This is a genomic window from Dysgonomonas sp. 216, assembly GCF_010501065.1.
Taxonomy (GTDB): domain Bacteria; phylum Bacteroidota; class Bacteroidia; order Bacteroidales; family Dysgonomonadaceae; genus QVMM01.
This window is the reverse complement of record NZ_QVMM01000010.1, coordinates 19,497-42,654: the sequence shown is the minus strand read 5'-3', so window position 1 is coordinate 42,654 and position 23,158 is coordinate 19,497. Positions and strand designations below refer to the sequence as shown.

Below are 23,158 nucleotides of genomic sequence, written 5' to 3'. Positions count from 1 at the left end.
GTTAGACATAGATAATTTTATTTTAATGGATAATTAGCTGTTGCAGACCTTCTGTATACGGAAGTCTACAATAATTTGTTTTTCGAAAACAATAACTCGTTTATTTCTAATCTTTACATAGATATATTATTTTAAAACATTAATCACCTTTATCAAAAAATACTGTCGATATCGAAATTCTTAAACCCTTCCGTATCGAGTTCCTTCCGCTGCTTTTTACTTAACCGGGCTTCCCTTTCCCCTGCCAATGCTTTATCCTGCATATCTATCAGGTAGGAAATGCGGGCGGAAAGCGCGGTACCCGATTCCATTATCTGCCCGAAAAAGGCGGTGCCGAGGTTTTGTGAAAGGATTCTGCCCGCCTGTCGTTCTTCATGCTCCGTGGAATCCGTTTTTCCAATTGTAACCTTTACCTGGAGCAACTCATCGAAAACGACTCCGCTGGCAAGGGTAGCACCCGGTCCTGCCATCTCCTCCATCGCTTCCTCTTCTTCTTCTTCTTCGGGATCAAGCTCATCATTGCGGTCCCCTGTTTTTTCCAGCGGGACATCAATGTCCATTTCGGCATCTTCTTCGCCTGATTCGGAAGCAAATATATGTTCTTTTTCATTCGCTTTTTCTGTTTCAGGATTCGTGGCAGTGTTTGGCGTTGATTGGCGCAGGTTAAATTTACTTTCGCCTATAACCGAAGGCTTTTCGTCTGTTTTTTGAGGCGGTTTTTCTTCTGTTCCGGTTTCATCGCTTTGGAGCCCTTTGTATAATTTGGTAACGGTACGGCTATATATTTTTCTTAATGCCGGATATAGCATAAGACCGAGTAATATCGAGGCCGTTACAACGATGATCTGTATCATAGGGACAGCGGTTTATGGACACTATTATTGTAAAACTCTTCAATCTCATCTTTATATACTTCGAAATGATGTTGCAGTATGGCATTGACATAACCGCCAATCGTTATTTTAGGACTGGGATTTACCGTAGCCAACCGGCCAATCAACTCGACGTAATCTTCTTGTGTATAGACACATTTACGGCGTAGCATTTGTATGGAAGCCGGGATAATAAAATGATTGCGGAAATCTGCCTTGTTGTTTTTGGGCTCATCACTAGTATTTTCCATATATCCGTTATTTGATAAGATCGTCCCTTTTGCGACGATACAGGTTATTAATTTCTTCTTTATTTTCTTCCAGATGCTTTCTTAATACAGTGTCGATAAATGCCCCCACAGTCATACTTTTAACGGCTATCCTGCTGACTATCGCCAAAATCGTTTCATGTATTTCCTGGCTGATATATACACACTGTCTGTTCTTCAGCTCCCTGGGTTGCAGGTATAGGGATCTGTAACCGTCCGGTTTTCTTCCTTTCCTGTTGTTTTGGGCGTTTGCAGACACCTCTTCCGGCTCATCATCATCGGCTTTATGTCGTTCTTCTATATCCTCTGCTTCCTGTCGGGCGGAAACAATTTTAGACTCAACCGCCCGGTTTTTAGGCGTTTCTTTCACCTCTTTGGACGACATGTCGGCCAGGGACTCCAACAGCTCTTTTTCGTCTATGCCCTCCACCCGGCGGATGATATTATTGTTCTTCCCTGCCATAAGGTTTGAGTTTGGTTATCTGTTCTATTTCGTCGGCAATCAAATCGAGGTTACTGCCCCGCATCAGTCGCTTATCGGCGGGGAAGATCGTGGAGCGGAATACAGGCTTTACCTCTTCGGTCAGTTCGTGGCGGTAACGCTTGGTCTCGGGCAATACGTTCTTCATGACCTGCAATCCCAGTTCGGCGATGATAGTATCGTAGGCATGGTAGAGGTTGGTGCGCTCCCGGGCATCCACCATGTTCCAAAGCAGGTAAAGGCCTTCTATGTTGCCCTTTCCGGTAGTGATGATCTTTTCGTTTATCAAAGCGGCATATTCCAGCGTGCTTTGAAGTACCATCCTGTCGGCACTGACCGGAGCGATGATATAGTCCAGGGTGGAGATAGTATGCAGGATACCTTCGCTGTTAAGCGTACCGGGCAGATCCAGAAAGATTATATCCAAGTTTTCGGGTGAATCCTTTATCAGTTGTTCGGCCGTGTCGATTGCTTGGGAAGCCGTGGATTTAACAATGGGGTAAATCTTTTTCCCGGTTCTCTTCAATTGGTTATAGGCCATCAGCTTGTAATGGTCGATAGTGGTTACGATCTGCCTGTCCCGTTCGCGCATATTGTATATGCTGAACTGGGCATAGTCGCAATCGACGACACCAACATGGTAGCCTTTGGCATAATGGAAATAACTTGCCATAAGCACCGTCAGAGTGCTTTTTCCGATTCCGCCCTTCTGGGTGGAAAAGGCGACTAATAATGTTTTCTTTTCTTTCATTTGAATAAAATATTAAATTATAAATAACAGTAAGTGTCTGGGGAAGCATTTTCACAAGTATCTATGGATATAGCGCCCCGTTTCTTTTAATCCCTGATTTTTCAATATATTATCGGATTATGGCTATACCGGTCCGGATAGTTTTTCCTACAATCCTTCATATATTCTTCTACCCGGTTCATTAAGCCGGTAATGTGTAGCGGTTTTATTTCTTTACCGTTCGATACCTGCAACTCTCCGCTGATATATGTATTTGAAGATAAATGGATATAAGCCATCGTTCTGTTAATCTGTCGGTTAATCGGATCAATACATTATCAACATTTTATAAATACAACATAGTGTATTGTGATGTCATGACTTCACTAAGTCTTTACTGCATCGACATATGGTTTATCCTGCTTGTCGCATCTCCGTATGGCCGTATTTCTTCTTACCGGAATCACCGGATATATAGTATTGCAGGCTTGCACTTGAATACTGTTACGGCAAATTAAAACAGAATATTTCATAAACAGCTTATAATCAAAACCTCTGGCAGTGTTTGGCGTCGATTGGCGCAGGTTATTTTTGTAAGAGTATATAAAATCGGAAATATTCCTTTGGTAACATATCTTTCCAATAACGCTAAAAACAGATATGCGGAAATGGATTTTACCACTATATAAATCGTTACCGATATGAACGATTCCCAAATAAGTGAAAGGAAAATAGCTACAATTTTATTTAAAATCATAGCGACAAATCGTTGTTATACCCGAAGTAATAACAAAAAACATCTCTGTGTACCAATCTGAATTGACCCTTTGGATATTTTCAGCTGATTTTTAGAAGAGACACTAAGATTTCAAAACGCTCTCCCTCCAGTATTTTCGTTTTCAGGCTGTTTGGCAGTATTTGGCGTTCATTGTCCACCCCCTGATCTTTCGCACATATACATATAGGCTCTACCTTTGTCTCCGGTATATAATCCGTATTTCTTGTGCCGGGCAATGTATCGTTTTCGAAAGATAAAGGGATAGCCCCGCCGGCTGTCTTTTTTACATGGAACGATACCCTTGACGGCAATCCGCTTTAAGCGGATTTTTATTAGCGTCAGCTAATGGCAAGGTGTGTTTTGAGTACACTCAAAACGTTTTAAGTGCCTTAAAACCACCTTGCCCCACTCACCTGAATTCGGGGGGGCATCTTAGGCTCCGAAGTCGCTAAGATGTGGGTTTTTTCAGGTAATGTTGGAATGATGCTACATGCGTGTAGCCTGTAAATAAAATTGAATAACAATGTATATATGACCGGAAATAACAACAATAACAAAAGGAGCAGGGGCGGGCGTACCCCCCTTGCCGATCCTGCAAAGAACAGGCATGTATTTTACCTGAACGATGCCGATGAGATACGCTTATCCGCTCTTTACCACCAATCGGGCGCAAAGAATATGGCGCAGTTCATTACCTCCTGCATATTTTCCAACCCGGTAAAAGTGGTGAAGATCGACAAAGGAGCGCACGATTATTACATGCGCCTGACCACTTTTTTTGACCAGTTTCGCGCCATCGGCCACAATTACAACCAACTTATTAAGATGTTACACTCCTATTTTTCGGAGAAAAAAGCCCTGGCTTTCCTCTATAAACTGGAACAGGCGACCATAGAGCTGGCCCAATTAAACAAGAAAATTATTGAACTGACGCACGATTTTGAGAGTAAATATTTACAGAATGGTAGCTAAGATCAGCGCGGGAAAATCCCTTTTCGGTGCCATATCCTATAATCAGCAGAAGGTAGACGAGGGCACGGCAAGCGTCCTTTTAAGTCAGAATATTATACGTCCGGTAGATGGTTCGTACAATATTCCCTTGTGTATGCGTTCGTTTGAACCATACCTTGCAGCCAATAATAAAACGTTGAATCCGGTTATTCATATCTCCCTGAACCCGCATCCTGATGACAAACTTTCAGATGAACAACTAAAGGATATTGCACGGGAGTATATGGAAAAGTTGGGTTACGGTAAACAGCCCTACCTTATATATAAGCATGAGGACATTGACAGGATGCATCTGCACATCGTTTCAGTGCGGGTAGATGAGAACGGCAAAAAAATCGACGATTCCTATGAAAAGAGGCGTTCAAAAAATATTACCCGGGCCTTGGAAAAGAAATACAACCTGATGCCAGCCGAGAAACAAAAACAATCGGAAAGCCTGCCCGTAAAACCTGTGGATATAAATGCAGGCAATGTAAAAAAGCAGATAGCCAATACTGTCAAAGCATTGGTAAAAGATTACCGTTTTCAAAGCGTGAATGAATTCCGTGCATTGCTGTCCCTGTATAATATTACCGTCGAAGAGGTAAAAGGCGAAGTAAGGGGCAAGCCTTATAACGGGTTGGTATATTCGGCATTGGATAAAGAAGGCGAAAAGGTGGGCAATCCGTTTAAGGCTTCGCTTATAGGTAAAACTGTGGGTTACAATGCGCTGTATAAGCGAATCTCCACAGCCAAAGAAACGACGAAGGAAAGGGGCGTATATAACCGGAGCCGGGATATTATAGTTTCTGCTTTGAAAAATAATCCGGACAGGATGAAGTTTGAAAAGGAATTGTTGAAAAACGGAATGTCGGTATTGTTCCGCGTGAACAATGAAGGGCGCATCTATGGCGTGACCTTTATCGACCACAAGGAGAAGGCGGTATTTAACGGTTCACGGCTGGGGAAGGAATTTTCTGCCAATATTTTTCATGAACTCTTTAATGGGAATAATAGGAAACAAGAGGAAAGCAATGGCTTTGATATTAATAAGGGTAACGCGGACGTATCCGGTTATACTTCTCAGCAGCAAGAACAAGGTTCAACGGCGGAATCTATCGCCGGGATATTCTCTATGGAACAGCACGGCGATAATTACGAAGAGATCGCTTTTGTGAACCGTATGAAACGAAAGAAGAAAAAGCGCAAAGGACGCAATTTATAAAAATTATAAATCAAAGAATACCAACCAAGGGGTTTTTAGAATCAGTATTTTTGAAGCTGCCGAGGGTGAGATTCCGGGAGTTTACTGATAGTAAATGACCGGAACCGAATCCCGAAGGCAATGATAAAAATACGGTTATAAAAAGTTCGTAAAAAAAGAAATTATGCAACAGGAAGACGACTTAAGGGGACTGGCCAAGATCATGGAATTCATGCGGGCCGTAAGTATATTATTTGTAGTCATACATATTTATTGGTTCTGTTACCAGTATATACGTGAAGCAGGCATTAATATCGATGTAATAGATAAGATATTGCTTAATTTCCAGAAGACGGCAGGATTATTCTCCAATATGCTCTGGACAAAACTGTTTGCTGTAGTATTCCTTGCTCTGTCCTGTCTGGGGACAAAAGGGGTAAAAGAAGAAAAGATCACATGGAGTAAAATATATATGTTCTTGGTTATAGGATTTATCTTTTTCTTCCTGAACTGGTGGATACTGGCTCTGCCTTTACCCTTGGCAGCTAATACAGCGATTTATATCTTTACCATGACCATCGGTTACATTCTTTTACTGATGGCGGGGCTATGGATGAGCCGCTTGTTGAAGAGCAACCTGATGGACGATGTCTTCAATAATGAGAACGAGTCATTTATGCAGGAAACACGCCTGATGGAGAATGAATATTCCGTCAACCTGCCCAGCCTGTTCTACTATAAGAAGAAATGGAACAAGGGCTGGATAAATGTTGTAAACCCCTTCAGGGCAACTATCGTATTGGGAACGCCCGGCAGTGGGAAGTCGTATGCAGTGGTCAACTCATTTATCAAACAGCAGATAGCCAAGGGATTCGCCTTATACCTGTATGATTATAAATTCGACGACCTCTCGGTCATTGCCTATAATACCTTACTTAAAAACCTGAATAAATACAAAATGCCCCCTAAATTTTATGTGATTAATTTCGACAATCCGGCTAAAAGCCATAGGTGCAACCCGATAGCCCCCGGATTTATGAGCGACATCTCGGACGCATATGAAGCCTCGTATACGATAATGCTGAATTTGAATCGCACCTGGATTCAAAAACAGGGAGACTTCTTTGTAGAATCGCCCATTATCCTGCTGGCTGCTATTATCTGGTATTTGAAAATATACGACCAAGGCAGATATTGCACCTTCCCCCATGCCATCGAGTTCCTGAATAAGCCCTATAAGGATATTTTCCCGATACTGACCTCTTATCCCCAATTGGAAAACTATCTGTCCCCCTTTATGGATGCCTGGCGTTCAGGAGCCCAAGACCAGCTCCAGGGACAGATTGCAAGCGCTAAAATACCGCTGTCGAGAATGATTTCCCCGCAATTATATTGGGTCATGACGGGCGATGATTTTACACTCGATATAAACAATCCTGATGAACCCAAGATATTATGTGTAGGCAATAACCCTGACCGCCAGAACATCTATTCGGCGGCGCTGGGATTATACAACTCCCGTATCGTGAAGCTGATAAATAAAAAGGGAATGCTCAAATCCTCGGTTGTTATAGACGAGCTTCCTACTATCTATTTCCGGGGATTAGACAACCTGATAGCCACCGCCCGAAGCAATAAAGTAGCCGTTTGTCTGGGATTTCAGGACTTCTCGCAATTGAACCGGGACTACGGGGATAAGGAGAGCCGGGTGGTACAAAATACGGTCGGCAATATATTTTCGGGGCAGGTAGTAGGCGAATCGGCAAAGACCCTCTCCGAGCGTTTCGGCAAGGTACTGCAGAAACGCCGGTCGATGACTATCAACCGCAACGATAAATCGACCTCGATTTCTACCCAGCTTGACAGCCTGATCCCGGCAAGCAAGATTTCCAACCTGACGCAAGGCATGTTCGTGGGGGCTGTTTCCGATAATTTCGATGAGCGCATCGAACAAAAGATATTTCACGGACAGATCGTTATCGATAATGAAAAGGTAGCCGCCGAAACCAAAGCTTACCAACCCATTCCCATACTGACGAATTTTACAGATGAAAATGGCAAAGACATGATGAATGAACAGATAGAAAACAATTACCGGCAGATAAAACTCGATATGCAGGCGATAGTAGATAAGGAAATAAAAAGGATAAAAGACGATGACAAATTAAAACATTTAATTAAGGAATAAGCGAATCGTTTAAACAAAAACTTAGGAGAAGATATTTTTTTCTTCTCTCTCAGAAATTTTATTTGTACACCTTAATCCTTTTTATCTATCCGATAAATCTTCTTATTGATAATTTAAGCAAAAATAATAATATTGATTTTCAGAAAGTTAAATTTAACCTAAACCAGATAATTCTATAATTATTGTCTTTATAAATGTATAATACATAATATTGGTCAATAATCAGATAATAAATCTGTTTTACAATCAATATACGATGCTTTATGTCTATATTTAAACTATAAACAAATGAGTTCATTTTGTTCTTTATCTGCATCGTATCTTCTTAATATTCGTATTAAGTCTTTTCTCTTGTCGAAATCGACCTCTCTACTTTCTTGTTTATTAGTATTTACAATTAATGCGAATCAGTATTTAAAAAATTAGATAAATAAAAGCGATGGCAATTTTACCCATCGTATGTATAAGTAGTCCAGCAGTGGATCTTACTTTCTGCGCTCTTTGAATTTTTGTATGTTCATTCAACCAATTGAAGAATGATTCTATGGGTTGTCTAACTTTAGAAACAGCAGTAGAGAATAAATCATTATAAGCTTTATTTCTTTGCTTTTCCCAGTCAGACTGTCCTTTGATAGCTTTAACAGGAGTCAACATTTCAATATTTTGACTTTGTGCTTTTTCTTTATTAAAGTATTCAAAATCAGAATATATCTTATCGCCAAAGACCCTTCTGTTGGAGATATTATCCCCCCAAGCCTGTTTAAAAACAGTTAGGTCGTTATCTTCGGCAGAGGTATAGGTTAAAGATTCGGGGAATGGGATTCTACCTTTTCTTCTGAATGCTAAGGCATGAAGTTTCAAACCATAGTAGTATTGGTTCTTGGTAGAACAAAATCCTTTGGCAGTTATTTCTTTAGCGACCTTACCCTCTCTATTTCTGCCGGCACAAGTAATGACAGGCATAGAATCGACTAATGACATGTCTAAGTCGCAATCTTTGGGTATGAATGAACGAATCAATCTCTGATTCAATCTCTTGAATGCCTCACTAAGACGATTTAGTCTAAGATTAAATGTCTGATAAGAAGGTAATTCAGGAAACCAAGAGGTGAGATATTCTGATGCAAAAGTATGTATATCTTTGATTTGGAAATATTTTTGACAATGTCCTGCAAACAAGTAGATTGTCATAATTTCCTGATCGGTAAATACAGGATTGGAATTATTGCTATATCTTTGGCAATAATACCTCAGTTCTGAATCGTATAAATCACAGATATACATATAAATTTTTATCAGTTTAAGCTCTTTCTTCTTGGGAATCATAACTAAAAAAATAATGGGGATTATTCTTTTAAGTTAATGACTTTCAAGAGATTGAGCAAATATTCAATATGATTATTTTATTGAAAATCAATAATTTAACTAAATAAATCAGCGAACAGTTTCAACTACTGATTCGCATAATTAATTATATTTTTATGAACATTTATGTTGGAAACCTCCATTATGAGGTAAAAGAAAGTGATTTGAAGCAACTTATGGAAGAGTTTGGTACAGTATCTTCAGTTAAGCTGATTTCAGATAAAGACTCAGGTAGATCCAAAGGCTTCGGTTTTGTTGAAATGGAAAACAGTGAGGAAGCAAACAAGGCTATATCAGAACTGAATGGCAAAACGATTCAAGGACGTCCACTTTCAATAAAAGAAGCTACACCTCGATCTTATTGATCAACTTATCAGCCATAATAAACTTATTTAATTGCGGGTAACTTCAATTTTGTAGTTATCTGCATTTTTGATATATGAAATCATTCAAAATAGGAAACATAGAAATAAAGCTTCCCATTATCCAGGGTGGTATGGGAGTAGGAGTATCACTTTCGGGGCTTGCTTCGGCAGTAGCTAATGAAGGTGGAATTGGAGTCATTTCATGCGCGGGTGTGGGGCTTATATATAAGGGCCATGGTAATTTTATTCAAAACAGTATCTGGGGACTAAAAGAAGAAATACGTTTAGCCAGAGAAAAGACCAAAGGTATAATTGGTGTAAATATCATGGTCGCCCTTTCTAATTTTGCAGATATGGCGCATACGGCAATAGCAGAAAAAGTAGATGTAATCTTCGCAGGTGCAGGCTTACCTTTAGATCTGCCTTCCTATCAAACTACGGATAGTACCACCAAATTAGTACCAATCGTTTCATCAGCCCGTGCTGCAAAAATTATATGTAAAAAATGGTATAACAACTACAATTATCTGCCGGATGCAATAGTGGTGGAAGGCCCGAAAGCCGGAGGACATTTAGGTTTTAAAAAAGAACAAATTAGTGATGAATCATGTTCTTTAGAACAAATAATACCGGAGGTTTTGGAAACTGTTGCTCCATACAGAGAAATAAAGATAATACCAGTTATAGCTGCAGGAGGAATATCCAGTGGAAGCGATATCTATCGTTTTATAGAAATGGGGGCATCTGCCGTACAGATGGGAACAATATTTGTTACAACGGATGAATGCGATGCATCGCAAGCATTCAAACAGGTTTACCTCACTGCACAAGAAGATGATATCCAGATAATCAATAGCCCGGTAGGCATGCCGGGGCGTGCTATCAAAGGAGAATTCCTGAGCAGAGTTGCGGCCGGATTGGAAATCCCTAAAAATTGCCCTGTGCATTGTATAAAAACCTGCGACTATTCCAAGAGTCCCTACTGTATAATGAAAGCATTATTTAGCGCCTCTAAAGGAAATATGAAAAAAGGCTATGCTTTTGCAGGGATCAATGCGCATTTGGCTCAGAAAATAAGTAGTGTAAAGGAAATAATCGCGATCCTGAAACTGGAATTTGACATAGCTGAAAGAGAAGCGTTATAGAAATATTTAAAAGATAGATGAATGATAGTTTAGTAGAAGAAACTGTAAAAAGATATATCAGGGAATATGACCGTTACAAAAAACTAGCAGATATTGTTTATAATATATGTCAGAATATCGTACAAAAGAATCTGACTATCAGGGCGACAGTTCAGCACCGAGCAAAAAGCCCGACAAGCCTGGCCGAGAAATTGAGAAAAACAAATAAATATAAATCAGTCGATAGTGTCTTTGAAGGAATAAGTGATTTGGCTGGTGTACGTATTATTACTTATCAGGAAACCGATCGTCCCAAAGTCGTAAATGAAATTAAGCAAATATTCGTTGGTAAGTTTGAGGAACAAATTAGAATTGAAGTAAAAGATAAAGATGGGAATAATGGTAAATATTATAAGGCAACGCACTGTCAGGTCGCTTTACCCTCAGAATATCTGGTCGACAATCTCAATCTAAAAAATACGACCTGTGAAATTCAGGTATGCAGTTTGTTATCTCATGTGTATAATGAAATCGAACACGATTTACAATATAAACCACGGGTAGGAAATCTATCGGATGAAGAAAAACTTTTGATAGACCAGCTAGGTTTGATTACCAAGTCCGGAGACATAACTATTCGAAGATTATTAGAAGCTACAGGGGAAAGACTGAAAAAACATAAGGGGGAATTTCTTGATGTCCATGATTTTGCAATCAGAATGGGCGAATTGCTGAAAATTGGAGAGGCTTTCTCTAATAACGCTGGGTTATTATATGATGAATTTGTAAACTTAAAATTAAATTCCCCGGAAATAATCATTTCCGAGCTTCTTGATAATGATGAAAATTTTATTCAGGTGGCCGATATTGAATTCAAATTATTAACAAAATATATAGCGGATAAGAATTTAAATATAAAAATGGATCGAAATTCTTCCGACCTTTTATTAATGGTTTTATTAAGAAAGAGAAACTTTTTATTGGTAAATGACCATTTGGCTATTGTGGAAAATGACCGCTTATCCCGTTTATTCAAGATAGCCCAAGTATACAAAAATATGATTTCGGGAAAATAAAAACTTACTATAAATGAAAACAATATGGTAGCAAAACAAAACTCTCCTAATAACAAGAAAAATGGGGGAATCACCCGTTCGGAGAGATCCACTGTAACCCAACAGGCAGAACTAGCACTGAAAGAAATAAAAAAGAAAGCAGGAGATGTTGTTCTTATAATGATTAACGACAGGACGACAATTGAACTTCCGGCACATCTTACCCAAGCGGAAAGGGATGCCCGTGTGGCGAAATATAAAAAGTTACACAAATCACTTTAAAAGGCCTATTGTTATCTTTATTATAAAGGTCAGTAACTATGATAATTAGGATTATTTTAACAATTAAAAAAAGAAGTTATGTCACAAGAAAGAAAAGGCAACAACAAGTCCGAGAAAAAAGCTCCGCTCAAAAACCTAAAAGAAAAAAGAGCCGATAAAGCAAATAAACGTGCTGAGAAGAACAAGAAAGGAGATACCTTAAAATAGCTATCTTTTACCGCTCTAACAATTTCAACAGGAACAAAAGCGTTTCCTGTTGGGTTGGCAGGTTATATAATGCTGCATTAGAACTTTGTCCTACTTTGATTGTGATTGCTTCGGGTGGTAATGCCATAAACATTTCTTCATCGGTAGTATCATCGCCTATAGCCATCACAAAGTCATAATTCCCTTTATTTATTAATCTGTTGGCTTCCGAGCCTTTGCTTATATCGTTATATTTTACTTCCACTATTTTATTGCCTTTCATTATTTGTAGGTTATGGCGGGCACATGGATTTAATAATGCATTGATAAGCTGTGTTACACGCAAATCAGCTAACCATACATCAACATTTCTGTAATGCCATACCAAAGCAGTATCTTTTACTTCCATTTTTGAGCGTGGAGTTCGTTTTACTGTTTGTCTTATTATTTCAGGTATTTCATCATCCCATTCTATATTTTGAGCTGTCTGGTGCCAAATACCTTCTTCTTTATAAAAAGCCCCATGTTCAGCAGCTAATCCAGTAGGTAAATGCCCCAACCATTTATCCAATGTTTCCTTGTTACGCCCACTACTTATAACGATATGATTCTTAGTATCCGCACTCAGGTCTTCTAATATATTGAGTAAATCAGGAGTAGGAAATGCCAGCATCGGTTCTTTATGAAAAGGAGCTAATGTTCCGTCATAATCAAGTATAATAAGTCTATTTTTTGCGTTATCGTACCTCTGTTTTATAATATCGAAATTCTTTTTTTCAACTATCTTTTGTTGCAATGCATCATTTTTCGACTTTATAGCGGTTAACTCCTCAATAAAATCTTTAGCCCATTGTTTAACGGTCTGGGTTGATATAATTTCCTGCATAGCTGTAATAGTCTCTAATTGTTCCTCAGCAGGCATCTCCAATGCATGAACTATTGCACTTTCTATCTCTTTTATATCTGTAGGGTTTACAATAATAGCATCGGACAATTCAATGGAAGCACCTGCCATTTCGCTAAGGATGAGTATACCCGGTTCGTCTCTTTTTGTTGCCACATATTCTTTGGCAACCAGATTCATGCCATCACGCAGAGGTGTGACTAAAGCAATATCAGCTATATGGTAAAGTGCAGCCAGTTCTTCGAATCCGAAAGCACGATAAAAATAATATACCGGCGTCCAGTTGATACTTGAATATTTTCCATTGATAGCTCCCACTTTCATATCTATCTCATTTTTTAGTTCTGCATAAATATCCACATTGTCGCGCGAAGGAGCTACAATCATCACTAGTGAAACTTTTCCTATATATTCAGGATGATTTTCCAGAAATTCTTCAAAACTTTTCAGGCGAATCATAATGCCTTTGCTATAATCCAACCTGTCTACTGATAATATTAGTTTTCCTGTACCGAAGTTTATCCTAAGTTCATTTGCATTTTTTTTAATTTCCTGATTTAACAAAGCATCATGAAACATATTATAGTTTATACCCATCGGAAAAGCATCTACATCAACCACACGCCTGTCCATTTGTATTTCATCTAATTGACAATCTAGTTTCAGAACCCTGTATACAGCACTTATAAAATGTCGCATATAACTATGAGTATGGAATGCTACTAAATCGGCGCCCAATAATCCGTTCAATATTTCAGCTCTTTCCGGCAAACCTCTGAATAATTCATAAGAGGGGAAAGGTATATGATGAAAATAGCCAATACTGATATCGGAAACCCTATCGCGGATCATTTTAGGCAACAACATCAACTGGTAATCCTGTACCCAAACAATATCTCCGGGTTCAATAATCTCCAGAGCTGCTTCGCAGAATAAATTATTAACTTCTTTGTAATCTTCCCAATATTTGTTCTCATATCGCATATAATTTGAAAAATAGTGGCAAAGTGGCCAGAGTACACTATTGCTGTACCCCTCATAATAATTTTCTATTTGATCGGGAGATAAATAAACCGGATGAAAGTCCTGCTCTTCCAATTGCTCATCTATCACTTCTTTTTCCTTGCAGTCATCAATATACATTCCGGGCCAACCAATCCAATGCTTATCCATCTTTGTTTCCAGAGAATCCAGTCCTGTCGATAACCCTCCGGTACTGGGAATAACCTTGTACTCTTCTTTCTCCTGAACAATTGTCAGGGGTAACCTGTTTGCTATTATTATAAGTTTCATCTTTTTTAATTTAATAATAAGAAATTTCCAGAACATTCCTGAAATGTTCTCACAATGTATTTCTTTCAGTAAACTGGGGAAGAAACGCTCACGAAGTGTGAATTAATACTAAATAGAACAGAGGAAATGCGAGTTTGGTTCAAACAAAGACTACATTGTATCCTAAAGAACGGTATAAACATCGGATAAAACAAATATAAACATGAATAATCTAAATTACGGAATTATAGGAAATTGTAAATCTGCAGCATTAATTTCGGAAAAAGGAAGCATCGATTGGTTGTGTATGCCAAATTTTGATTCACCGTCAGTATTTTCCAAAATACTGGATGAAAAATCCGGTGGGAGTTTTGCTTTTATAGTATCCGGTGATTATACATGTACGCAAAAATATATGAAGGGAACCAATATCCTGTGTACACAATTCATCTCTGATGAGGGAAGTTTCGAAGTGCTCGATTTTATGCCCAGATATAGGACTTTACAGATGGATCATTTTTTTCCGGCGGAAGTTTATCGTTATATCCGTTTATTGACAGGTAAGCCGCGTTTTCGAATTCAGTATGAGCCTGTGATGAATTATGCCAAAGAAACAGCAACTCATCGAAAATTTCCGGATTATATAAAGACCTCCTCCTGTGAAAACATCAAGGATAATATGTATCTATATTCGAGCCTCGATTTCGATACAATACTGAGCTGTGGGGAAATAATCCTTGAAAAAGAGGAATTCATGTTATTATCTTATGGACAAAAGCTTGTATCAATAGATATTGACCGTGTTTATTTGGAATATCAACGCACTAAGGTTTATTGGTTGAACTGGAATAACCGTTCTCGTAAGTTTATTCAATATAATGACGTTATTTCCCGCAGCCTGTTGATACTAAAGTTAATGTCGTATCAGGATTCAGGAGCAGTCATTGCCGCCCTGACTACCAGCATTCCTGAGACAATTGGCGAAGTACGTAACTGGGACTATCGTTTTTGCTGGATCAGGGATGCCTCCATGTCGATAGAAGTTTTATTGAAAATGGGACATCAGTCTGCTGCAAAACGGTTTATGGGATTCATTAAAAGGATATTGAAATCGAAATCAGACTCTTTTCAGATCATGTACGCCATTGATGGCAGCAGAACTCTAAGAGAGGAGATACTTGACCATTTGACGGGATATGAGAATTCAAAACCTGTGAGAATTGGAAATGCAGCATACAATCAACGACAAAATGATTCGTTAGGTTATCTTATGGATGTCATATACAATTATTATATCCATTTTCCCGGAACGTTGGATGAAATAGAAGAAATGTGGGAGATAGTAAAAAACATTGTTAAAACGGTGTCTATAGAATGGAGAAATCCTGATCAAAGTATATGGGAATTCCGTAATACAGAGAAACATTTTGTATTTTCAAAGGTAATGTGTTGGGTAGCTTTGGACAGGGCTGTAAGTGTTGCCACTTTTTTGGGTAAGTCAGAATATGAAACTGAATGGAAAGAACAGGCAGAAGAAATTAAAAATGATGTTTTGACACACGGTTGGAATGAAGAAATACAGAGTTTCACACAAGCATATGATAATTATGATATGGATTCATCCTTGTTATTGATGGAACAATATGGATTTGTCGACCCGGATGATGAAAAATTCATTAAGACAGTAGAACGAATCAAACAGGAATTATTCCACGAAGGATTGATGTACAGATATAAGACCGATGATGATTTTGGTTTGCCATCATCTTCATTTACAATATGTACATTTTGGTTGATCCGGGCATTATTTGTTACAGGACAGAAAGATGAAGCTTTAAAAGTGTTCAACGAGTTGCTTACTTACTCCAATCATTTGGGATTATTCAGCGAAGATCTCGATTTCGATACTAAACGGCAATTAGGTAATTTCCCTCAGGCTTATTCGCATCTGGCACTTATAAATACAGCTTTATTATTTTCGGAGGAGAAAGCCTTTTCAAAATTTGTGAGGGCATAATTATAGACTTCAAAATTGGTATAATATAATTAATCGTTTTGTGGTGTTTCCATACCCTCAATATTAAAAAACGGCTAAAATAATACCATTTCTATGGCATATTTTACAAAAACTATGTCAAGTTATAAAACCAAAAGAAATACTTCCAAAATGAATAAGACTTCAATTCAGCCGATACCGACAGTATTGCCGAGTTCTATGATGAGACGGCTGTAAACCATCAGGTAGTCAATGAACCGATTGTTGGCAAAGAGTCTATTCTGGAAATATTTCGATCGAAATTTACTGTCGCTGAAATGGTCTATATCCCGGAGAATATATTCGAGGATGGCGAATGGTGCAATCCTTTCGGCTTACACCGATGCAATTTATTCCACATACTTAACGGAAAGATTAAATTTCAGCACAGTAATAGGGATAAGCTAAGTTTCCTGTGCCAACGGTGCCTTCTTTATTTGTCAGAAATCTAACTTTTATGAATCAAGACAAAAAAGGAGAGATAAAAGAAAAACAGGATATGCCGGTTATAATTTTGTATAACCTCGTCATTACTACTGTAGAGTATTTAGATATCATCATCTCCTTTTCCTATACCTTTCCCCTTGATATTCAATATACTCGCCACCATAATCGGAGCCATCCACTTTATCATACATCGCACCGTTATTTTCGTCTTTAATTTCATTTGAACTATACCGCTGGTAAGGTTCAGGCTCAGGTAATGCTTGCCTGATTGTTTGAGTTCTAGTCCATTCTTCTATAATAGTTCCCGGTCCTTTTTCTGTATCGTAGCTGTCATACTTATAGGTGTAAGTGCAAAATTTACAATGATCTGTTGCTAAGTATTTTTTTCTGGTTACTTCCCGTTCCGTTATCCAATAATCAATATCCCGGTAATATATTTTATATCCATTTTTTATACCTCCATAGCGTTTATCTCTTTTTTTGTAATCTTGTATTCTTTCCGGGTATTTTTCTGTTGATACATATACCCTTTCGTGCAACAATGCTTTTTCTTTATTGCATTTTGGACAACGATCATGAGTAACAGCTGCCATAAAGGAAATTATAGTCATCACAGCTGCGGCGATACCTATAGGAAAAGTGAGTAACCAAAGCGAACGGGAACAGTCGGTAAGAGCCACTATAATTATATATGAAATAACGGCACCGACAATTACAACTAACGTATTTATTATTTTATTGGATATTAACTCTTTGCCTGACATAAACCTAAACACGGGAAGGACAATGAATAAAGGCACTATCACCACTGCTATAACAAATATGAAATACAGGATAAGCACCAGTACAAGCTTTATCAGATTCCACACTGTCTCCAGCAAAATCATAAATATATTTGAACTGCCCGGATCTTCTTTGGACTGTAAAATACCTCCACTGAAAGAAGGGAATAAATTGAGAGAGACAATGTCGGCATAGAAAGGCAATGAGCCAAACCAGTTGGAACTTTCATCTCCGTAACGTATACCGCTCACTTTGTTATCTGCCCCAACATATACAGTCAGGCCCTGATAGCGTTTGCTGCCTGAAACCAGATAAATTTGAGGAAAGGAATATTCCCCCGAAGCAGTATTTGCATAGATATAGTCACCATGTTTTTCTACGATTTCATTAATTGTCATATCTTGAAAAAGGGTTTCCGGCGAATCCATTTTAATGAAGCGTTCAAAATGATAATTGAACGCTTTGAGTTTGTCAATATTATCATTGCAGTTGAGTTGTCCTTTTTCTATAGAATAACGATTGCCTGCAGCATCATCTACCAATATAGTTGAACGCATCCAGCAAATTGCCTGCAAGTTGTTTTCAGGGACATCCTGCATACTGCAATTGATTGTCTGGTTGCGTACAATATTTTTGCTGTCAATATTATAGCCATAATAGATTACACAGATGACAATGCCAATGAGCGGAGCCAACAGATTTGATTTGAATATCTTTGAAAATGAGTTCTTTTTTGAAGACATATCTTTGGTTTTAAGGTTAATGTAGGGAATGCCGGACAAAGATAAGAAGATATTTATATGCGAAAAATTCAAATACGATAATATTTTATAGAGCCTGTCTGAATTTTCTCCATTGTTGTATTCGCAAATGAAGCATAGGCCGGAAAAGGATTGTCTGCTAATATAATAATTGTTACCGTCATATTGTATTTTTGTCTTTAACAATCATTAAAACAAATACGTATGACATCCATAAACGTTATCTACCGCCCGTCGAGCAAATCGGGGCGGTGCCAAGGCAGCCTGTGCCTGAGGTTAATCCACCGGCGCCGGGTAAAGAGCATCACCTTAGGCGGATGCAGGTTGTATAAAGAAGAGTGGGACAAAGAAAAACAAGCGGTGGTCTATGGGCTGGGTGATCCCTTGCGTATGGCTTATCTGGAAGAAGTGGAACAAACCATTATGCGTGAGAAGGGATTATTGGGAGAGTACCTTTCGGTGCTGGAGAAACAAGGCAGGTATACCACCGACGACCTTGCCAGCCGTTACCGGCTTTCCCGTGATGAAAGCAAACTCTCGGGCTATGCTGCAAACCTCGCACGACAGATGCAGCAAGGCGGACAGGTACGCACTGCCCGTGCTTATCGTACTGTTGTGCGGGGAATAGTAAACTTCAATAAAGGCAAGGATATTCCTCTTAACCATCTCAATGCACGCCTGATTAAAGATTTCGAGACCTATCTCAAGGATAAAGGCAGGCTGCCCAATACCATATCCTATTATATGCGTAACCTCAGGGCTATCTATAACAAGGCAGTCGCGGACAAGCGTATCACGGAGCATAACGGGAATCCCTTCTCGGGAGTCTATACGGGAATCACCAAGACTATGAAACGTGCCTTGTCACAACATGAATTAAAAAAAATACACGACCTGGACTTCGCTGCATTATTGGAAAAAGAAAGACACGGGACAAAGGAATATGCCCGTGTTAAAGACCTTGACTCCTGCCGCCGCTTGTTCTGCTTCAGCTTTTATGCACGCGGGATGTGTTTTATCGATGTAGCCTATCTGCGTAAGGATAATATCCGGGGCGGTTTTATCCGCTATGTACGTAAGAAGACAGGGCGACAGATAGAAGTGCGCGTTACCCCCCAGATGCAAGGTATCATCGATAGTTTTGCAGAAGAAGTAAAGGCGTCGCCTTACCTGTTCCCTCTTATAACAGATACGGGTAAGAATACCCGCCTGCAATATGAAACAGCCCTGCGCAGGCAGAACAGCCGCCTGAAAGAAGTCGCCCGCCGGGCAAAGGTTGCAAAGCCCGTCAGCACGCATTGGGCAAGGCATAGCTGGGCGACTATCGGCAAGCAGGAGAATGTGCCCTTGCGTGTTATCAGTGAATGCCTGGGGCACAGCAATGAAAATACGACACTCATCTACTTAGGGTTACTGGATAATTCAGTTTTGGATGCGGCGGGTGATGCGGTGGCTTCGGCTATTATGCGTCCGTATCCACAGGCAGGTATAAACAGTATATCCATGCAATAAGTGCTGTTCTGCCAAACAAAACTCCTTAACAAAGCTTTACTCTATTTTTAGTGATCATATATTATCTGCCCTATTTTTAATCAGTAGTATGGCGGACGGAAATCCTGTTCCCTTTCTGTAACGGCAGAATACAAGTTATGAGCGTAAGTGGTTAAGAGCGATCGTTTTTATTATTTATATATGTTAAAAAAAGAGAAGGAAGATGCTTTTTTAGTAGCTTTGCCGTATCAAAAAGATTGGGTCATAAGCATTCCGGCACTTGTCAAGTGCCGGATAAGTTCCATATATTCAGAATGGGAACAAATTTAGATTCTTTTGTATATCTTTCCAAATAATTCACCAATTATTTTCTATCTATACTCATATCCAACAGAACAAAAGTCTTTCATACAGCCATTTATCAAAAAGAGGCATAGCGAATTAAAAATACGGTCTAAAAAATGAAAAACTGTTCTAACAGATAAAACACAACTTTTTTACGGGAAACCGCCCTTTGATCTCTCCTGTTCGGCAAGAATATATACTATTGAAAAACAATATACTACTGCTGTTTAACAAATGTTTCACATTTTAGGTACTACTAAAACAAGGAGATGTTGTTTGTAAAATAGTGTTTTCCACAGCCATAAGCCATGAGGATAATACCCTTTTGATGGAACTATGTTTAACAAATGTTGTACAAGCATATTTTAAGGAAATCAACACACTTGTTAATACGCTGTAAATAAACATGTTTACTTGTCGTCATCGAAACTTCCGGCACTTGACAAGTGTCAGAAGTTATGTGTTTTCGGAATATAATATAAAAGTAAGGAGTATAATCGGTCAAAATACACAAAATGTACAAAATAACGTACCCGTGGCATGTTTTTCATTGGCAGTAAACAACTAAAGGTACAGGCTTTACAAAGATTCATATTATACAAATCACAGATAATACAGCAAAACATAGCATTATGCAAACACAAAAGTTGTCCATAGAGATTATCCGCATCTTGCCCAAAGCGGCTCTTGCCCAAAAATACAACTGCAGCGTGCAATATGTACGCAAGATACTACAAGGCAGTAGCAGTTGCAATAGTCCGCGTGCCCGCGCCATCCGTGAAGATGCCTTAGATATACTGGCAGTACTGATGCGGGAAACCATATATGGTAAGGCATCCTGCCAGCAATGGTATTCATCACGCACGGATTTGCATATAATATAATGGGGTATCCCGATAACACAAAACAATATAACAAAATAGAGGGAGTCACAATAATAAACGAAAGAGAGATATGAAGAAAAAGACATTACTACTAGTATTAATTACCGGAAGCATCGGCTTATTCTACCCGTTGGGTTATGCCGCTACCATCTGGCGCCACCAGGGGACGGTTTCCGTTCATGGACAGGCTAATAGCCGTACATGGCTCTATATAAATGGAGACATGCAGTTTGTTAATGGACAAACACCCTCTGTTGCCCCTGCCATGATGATAGAGAATAGCCGTGTGCGGCTTACCGGGGATTTTATCAACGATGTAACGCGGGGACCGCAGGGGGGCAACCTCTTCTTTGCACCTTCGAGCAATGATTACGGTGTACTGGAGTTTTGCGGCAGCTCGCCACAGGCTATAACCACATCGGGAACCACCAACACCAACATACCCTCCAAGCTGGATAACTATATCAATTTTCCCGATATAGAAGTCAATAACAGCAAGCACCTGACCCTCGATTCGCGTTTAGCAGCCAAAGTACAGGATATCTCCCTGAACAAAGGCTGGCTGATCCTCGACTCGAAGTTGGCAGAAGCAAATGTAGACGCAGGCGTGGAAGTACTCCCTGCACAGGAAAGTGTGTTGGCTCACTTGTTGGTTGCCGGAGACATCGACTACAAGGAAAGTACATGGGCAAGCAAAACCGATGCCAACGAGCGGGGTTTTATACAGGTAAACTTAAAGATACCCGGTGAATCAAGCCGGAACGCCAAAAGCATCGTAGGCATGGGTATCCCCTTCAATGAGATGCGTAACGACTATTTTATGTTCAACACCTTGCTGGAGCCTCAGGCAGGCTATACCAACGGGAACGGATTCCTGGCTATTCCTCCCTTGATTAATCCCGAAACAGTGATGACGGCAGGCAAGGGTTATGTCGTGGGTATCGACCTGAGGGGAACCGACCCAAAAGAATACGGAGCCTTGGAAGAGTATGAAGGCATTATCAATTTCGACCAGCGTGCGACGGACGGTTACCGCTTCAACCGCCATGCCTTTGCCGGTTATGCTCCCGATAACCAACTTTTTGGAACAACCCCTACCACAGATGCCTATGTAAAAGAAAAACTCAATACCGAAGACATTACCGTTTCTCTGGCAGGTAAACCCGGCTATACCTACCTTGCCAACCCTTATACCTGCCCTATGAATATTGACAAATTATTAGGTGAAGACCAGGCGCAAAGTACATGGAAGATACAATCCGACAAATTGGCCAACAGGCCCCAGATGCGCAACCAGGTATGGGTGCTGGCACCCAACAGCGTAGCCGAGCCTACCGGGGATTCACGTTACAGCAAATACACCTACAACTACCAGGTGGCCATGAAAACGGGTGGGACGTACACCGATTACGACAATGTAGCCGGAGTAACAGCCATTGCCCCTTTGCAGATGTTCCTTATACGCAACTACTCAACGGCGACAAGCATCACCATTCCCAAAAGCGAGCGGGTAATGGGAACTACACGCTTCTTAAGAAGTGCGCCGCAGGATGACAGGCGCCGTGACGATTTTATCATCGAGTTCAGGGACATGGCGACCAACACCACCGACCGGGCGAGCATTGTGCTAAGGACGGAAGAAGAGCTTAAAAACAATAAAAACTACGTCAATGTAGAGCGATTGGAAAGTACTTCTACCGAAAGTAGCAATGGCCTGCGTTCGGCAACGGTTATACAAGGCGACTTCGCCCAGAGCCTTGCCAGCCAGATATACACCAAAGACGAAACTGGAAAGGCCTTAACCGTGCAGTTTATACCAACACAAACAACAAAGATCACGCTTTACCATATTCCCTCGTCAGAGGCCCAGGCATTAAATATTCTGGGGTTACGCCTGAATACTAAAGACAGGATTACCCGCATCTGGCTCGAAGACAGTAAGTACAATACCGAAGTGGAAATTACCCCCGAAACGGTGTACGGGACTTACAGCGAACCCACTGACCGCCACGACCGCTTTAGGCTTCGCTTCTCAACAGAGACAACAGGTATAAACGATAATCTGCAGGAACAAAACATGATCTATGCCTATGCAGCCCACCGCAATATTTATGTGCAGGGATTCGGTAATGCAGAATTTGGAAGCAATGTAGAGCTATACGATGTGAACGGCAGGTTGATTACCCGTAAAACAGCCAAGGAAGAAAAACTGTTGTTGCATGAAAACTGCCTTGCCGGAGTATATATCGTTAAATCGGGTAACAAAACTTTCAAGCTAATTGCAAAATGAGTAAACAAGATACAAGTAAACAAAATACGGGATGCGGATTTTTATCGCAGCAATGCG

General features: G+C 39.8%; 19 protein-coding genes. 12 read left to right on the top strand and 7 right to left on the bottom strand.

What is annotated here, in order from left to right; all coding sequences use genetic code 11:
- Positions 1-152: 152 nt before the first annotated feature.
- Genes D0T53_RS07485 through D0T53_RS07470 form a run of 4 tightly spaced genes read right to left on the bottom strand, consistent with a single transcriptional unit; the run spans position 153 to position 2,373 of the window.
- Positions 153-854, bottom strand: coding sequence for a hypothetical protein (locus D0T53_RS07485; RefSeq protein WP_163266442.1), 702 nt, complete (start codon positions 852-854; stop codon positions 153-155).
- Complete coding sequence (locus D0T53_RS07480) at positions 851-1,123, bottom strand: DUF3408 domain-containing protein (RefSeq protein ID WP_163266440.1); 273 nt, start codon at positions 1,121-1,123, stop codon at positions 851-853. Before D0T53_RS07480 ends, D0T53_RS07485 begins: the two co-directional genes overlap by 4 nt.
- 7 nt (positions 1,124-1,130) lie before the next feature.
- Positions 1,131-1,604, bottom strand: a complete 474-nt coding sequence (locus D0T53_RS07475) for a DUF3408 domain-containing protein (RefSeq protein WP_163266438.1) — start codon at positions 1,602-1,604, stop codon at positions 1,131-1,133.
- On the bottom strand, positions 1,585-2,373 hold the full coding sequence (locus D0T53_RS07470; protein ID WP_163266436.1) for a ParA family protein: 789 nt from the start codon (positions 2,371-2,373) through the stop codon (positions 1,585-1,587). Before D0T53_RS07470 ends, D0T53_RS07475 begins: the two co-directional genes overlap by 20 nt.
- A gap of 1,288 nt (positions 2,374-3,661) precedes the next feature.
- On the opposite strand from D0T53_RS07470, the gene mobA reads away from it, so the two are divergent.
- The 3 genes from mobA to mobC all read left to right on the top strand — a co-directional run bounded on the left by mobA (position 3,662) and on the right by mobC (position 7,512).
- Positions 3,662-4,102, top strand: a complete 441-nt coding sequence (gene mobA, locus D0T53_RS07460) for a conjugal transfer protein MobA (RefSeq protein ID WP_163266432.1) — start codon at positions 3,662-3,664, stop codon at positions 4,100-4,102.
- Positions 4,092-5,345 carry a conjugal transfer protein MobB gene (mobB, locus tag D0T53_RS07455; RefSeq protein WP_163266430.1) on the top strand — a complete coding sequence of 418 codons (1,254 nt, stop codon included), beginning with the start codon at positions 4,092-4,094 and terminating at the stop codon, positions 5,343-5,345. Before mobA ends, mobB begins: the two co-directional genes overlap by 11 nt.
- Before the next feature lie 163 nt (positions 5,346-5,508).
- Positions 5,509-7,512 (top strand): conjugal transfer protein MobC, encoded by a 2,004-nt coding sequence (mobC, locus tag D0T53_RS07450; protein ID WP_163266428.1) that lies wholly within the window; start codon positions 5,509-5,511, stop codon positions 7,510-7,512.
- Positions 7,513-7,926: 414 nt separating this feature from the next.
- Here mobC and D0T53_RS07445 read toward each other — a convergent pair whose 3' ends face one another.
- Positions 7,927-8,838: a transposase gene (locus D0T53_RS07445; protein WP_255489411.1), complete on the bottom strand. Its 912-nt coding sequence runs from the start codon at positions 8,836-8,838 to the stop codon at positions 7,927-7,929.
- Between the two features lie 155 nt (positions 8,839-8,993).
- Between D0T53_RS07445 and D0T53_RS07440 the strand changes: the two genes are divergently transcribed.
- From D0T53_RS07440 to D0T53_RS13565, 5 genes are all read left to right on the top strand, one after another.
- The gene (locus D0T53_RS07440) at positions 8,994-9,242 is read left to right on the top strand and encodes an RNA-binding protein (RefSeq protein WP_163266426.1); all 249 of its coding nucleotides are present in this window, start codon (positions 8,994-8,996) and stop codon (positions 9,240-9,242) included.
- A 74-nt stretch (positions 9,243-9,316) separates the two neighbouring features.
- Positions 9,317-10,387: a nitronate monooxygenase family protein gene (locus D0T53_RS07435; protein WP_163266424.1), complete on the top strand. Its 1,071-nt coding sequence runs from the start codon at positions 9,317-9,319 to the stop codon at positions 10,385-10,387.
- A gap of 17 nt (positions 10,388-10,404) precedes the next feature.
- The gene (locus D0T53_RS07430; RefSeq protein ID WP_163266422.1) at positions 10,405-11,442 is read left to right on the top strand and encodes a GTP pyrophosphokinase family protein; all 1,038 of its coding nucleotides are present in this window, start codon (positions 10,405-10,407) and stop codon (positions 11,440-11,442) included.
- A gap of 24 nt (positions 11,443-11,466) precedes the next feature.
- Positions 11,467-11,703, top strand: coding sequence for a hypothetical protein (locus D0T53_RS07425; protein WP_221411511.1), 237 nt, complete (start codon positions 11,467-11,469; stop codon positions 11,701-11,703).
- 78 nt (positions 11,704-11,781) lie between these two features.
- Positions 11,782-11,910: a hypothetical protein gene (locus tag D0T53_RS13565; protein ID WP_255489410.1), complete on the top strand. Its 129-nt coding sequence runs from the start codon at positions 11,782-11,784 to the stop codon at positions 11,908-11,910.
- Between the two features lie 7 nt (positions 11,911-11,917).
- On the opposite strand, the gene D0T53_RS07420 is transcribed toward D0T53_RS13565, so the two are convergent.
- Entirely contained in the window at positions 11,918-14,086 is a 2,169-nt protein-coding gene (locus D0T53_RS07420) for a bifunctional alpha,alpha-trehalose-phosphate synthase (UDP-forming)/trehalose-phosphatase (protein WP_163266420.1), read from the bottom strand.
- 202 nt (positions 14,087-14,288) lie between these two features.
- On the opposite strand from D0T53_RS07420, the gene D0T53_RS07415 reads away from it, so the two are divergent.
- On the top strand, positions 14,289-16,082 hold the full coding sequence (locus tag D0T53_RS07415; RefSeq protein ID WP_163266418.1) for a glycoside hydrolase family 15 protein: 1,794 nt from the start codon (positions 14,289-14,291) through the stop codon (positions 16,080-16,082).
- 575 nt (positions 16,083-16,657) lie between these two features.
- On the opposite strand, the gene D0T53_RS07410 is transcribed toward D0T53_RS07415, so the two are convergent.
- Entirely contained in the window at positions 16,658-18,073 is a 1,416-nt protein-coding gene (locus D0T53_RS07410) for a hypothetical protein (protein ID WP_163266416.1), read from the bottom strand.
- Between the two features lie 342 nt (positions 18,074-18,415).
- Here D0T53_RS07410 and D0T53_RS07405 point away from each other — a divergent pair, with 342 nt between their 5' ends.
- The 3 genes from D0T53_RS07405 (at position 18,416) to D0T53_RS07395 (ending at position 23,101) form a co-directional block, all read left to right on the top strand.
- Positions 18,416-19,603 (top strand): site-specific integrase, encoded by a 1,188-nt coding sequence (locus tag D0T53_RS07405; RefSeq protein WP_163266414.1) that lies wholly within the window; start codon positions 18,416-18,418, stop codon positions 19,601-19,603.
- 1,034 nt (positions 19,604-20,637) lie between these two features.
- Positions 20,638-20,811, top strand: a complete 174-nt coding sequence (locus D0T53_RS07400; protein ID WP_163266412.1) for a hypothetical protein — start codon at positions 20,638-20,640, stop codon at positions 20,809-20,811.
- A gap of 70 nt (positions 20,812-20,881) precedes the next feature.
- Complete coding sequence (locus tag D0T53_RS07395; RefSeq protein ID WP_163266410.1) at positions 20,882-23,101, top strand: T9SS type A sorting domain-containing protein; 2,220 nt, start codon at positions 20,882-20,884, stop codon at positions 23,099-23,101.
- Positions 23,102-23,158 lie beyond the last annotated feature (57 nt).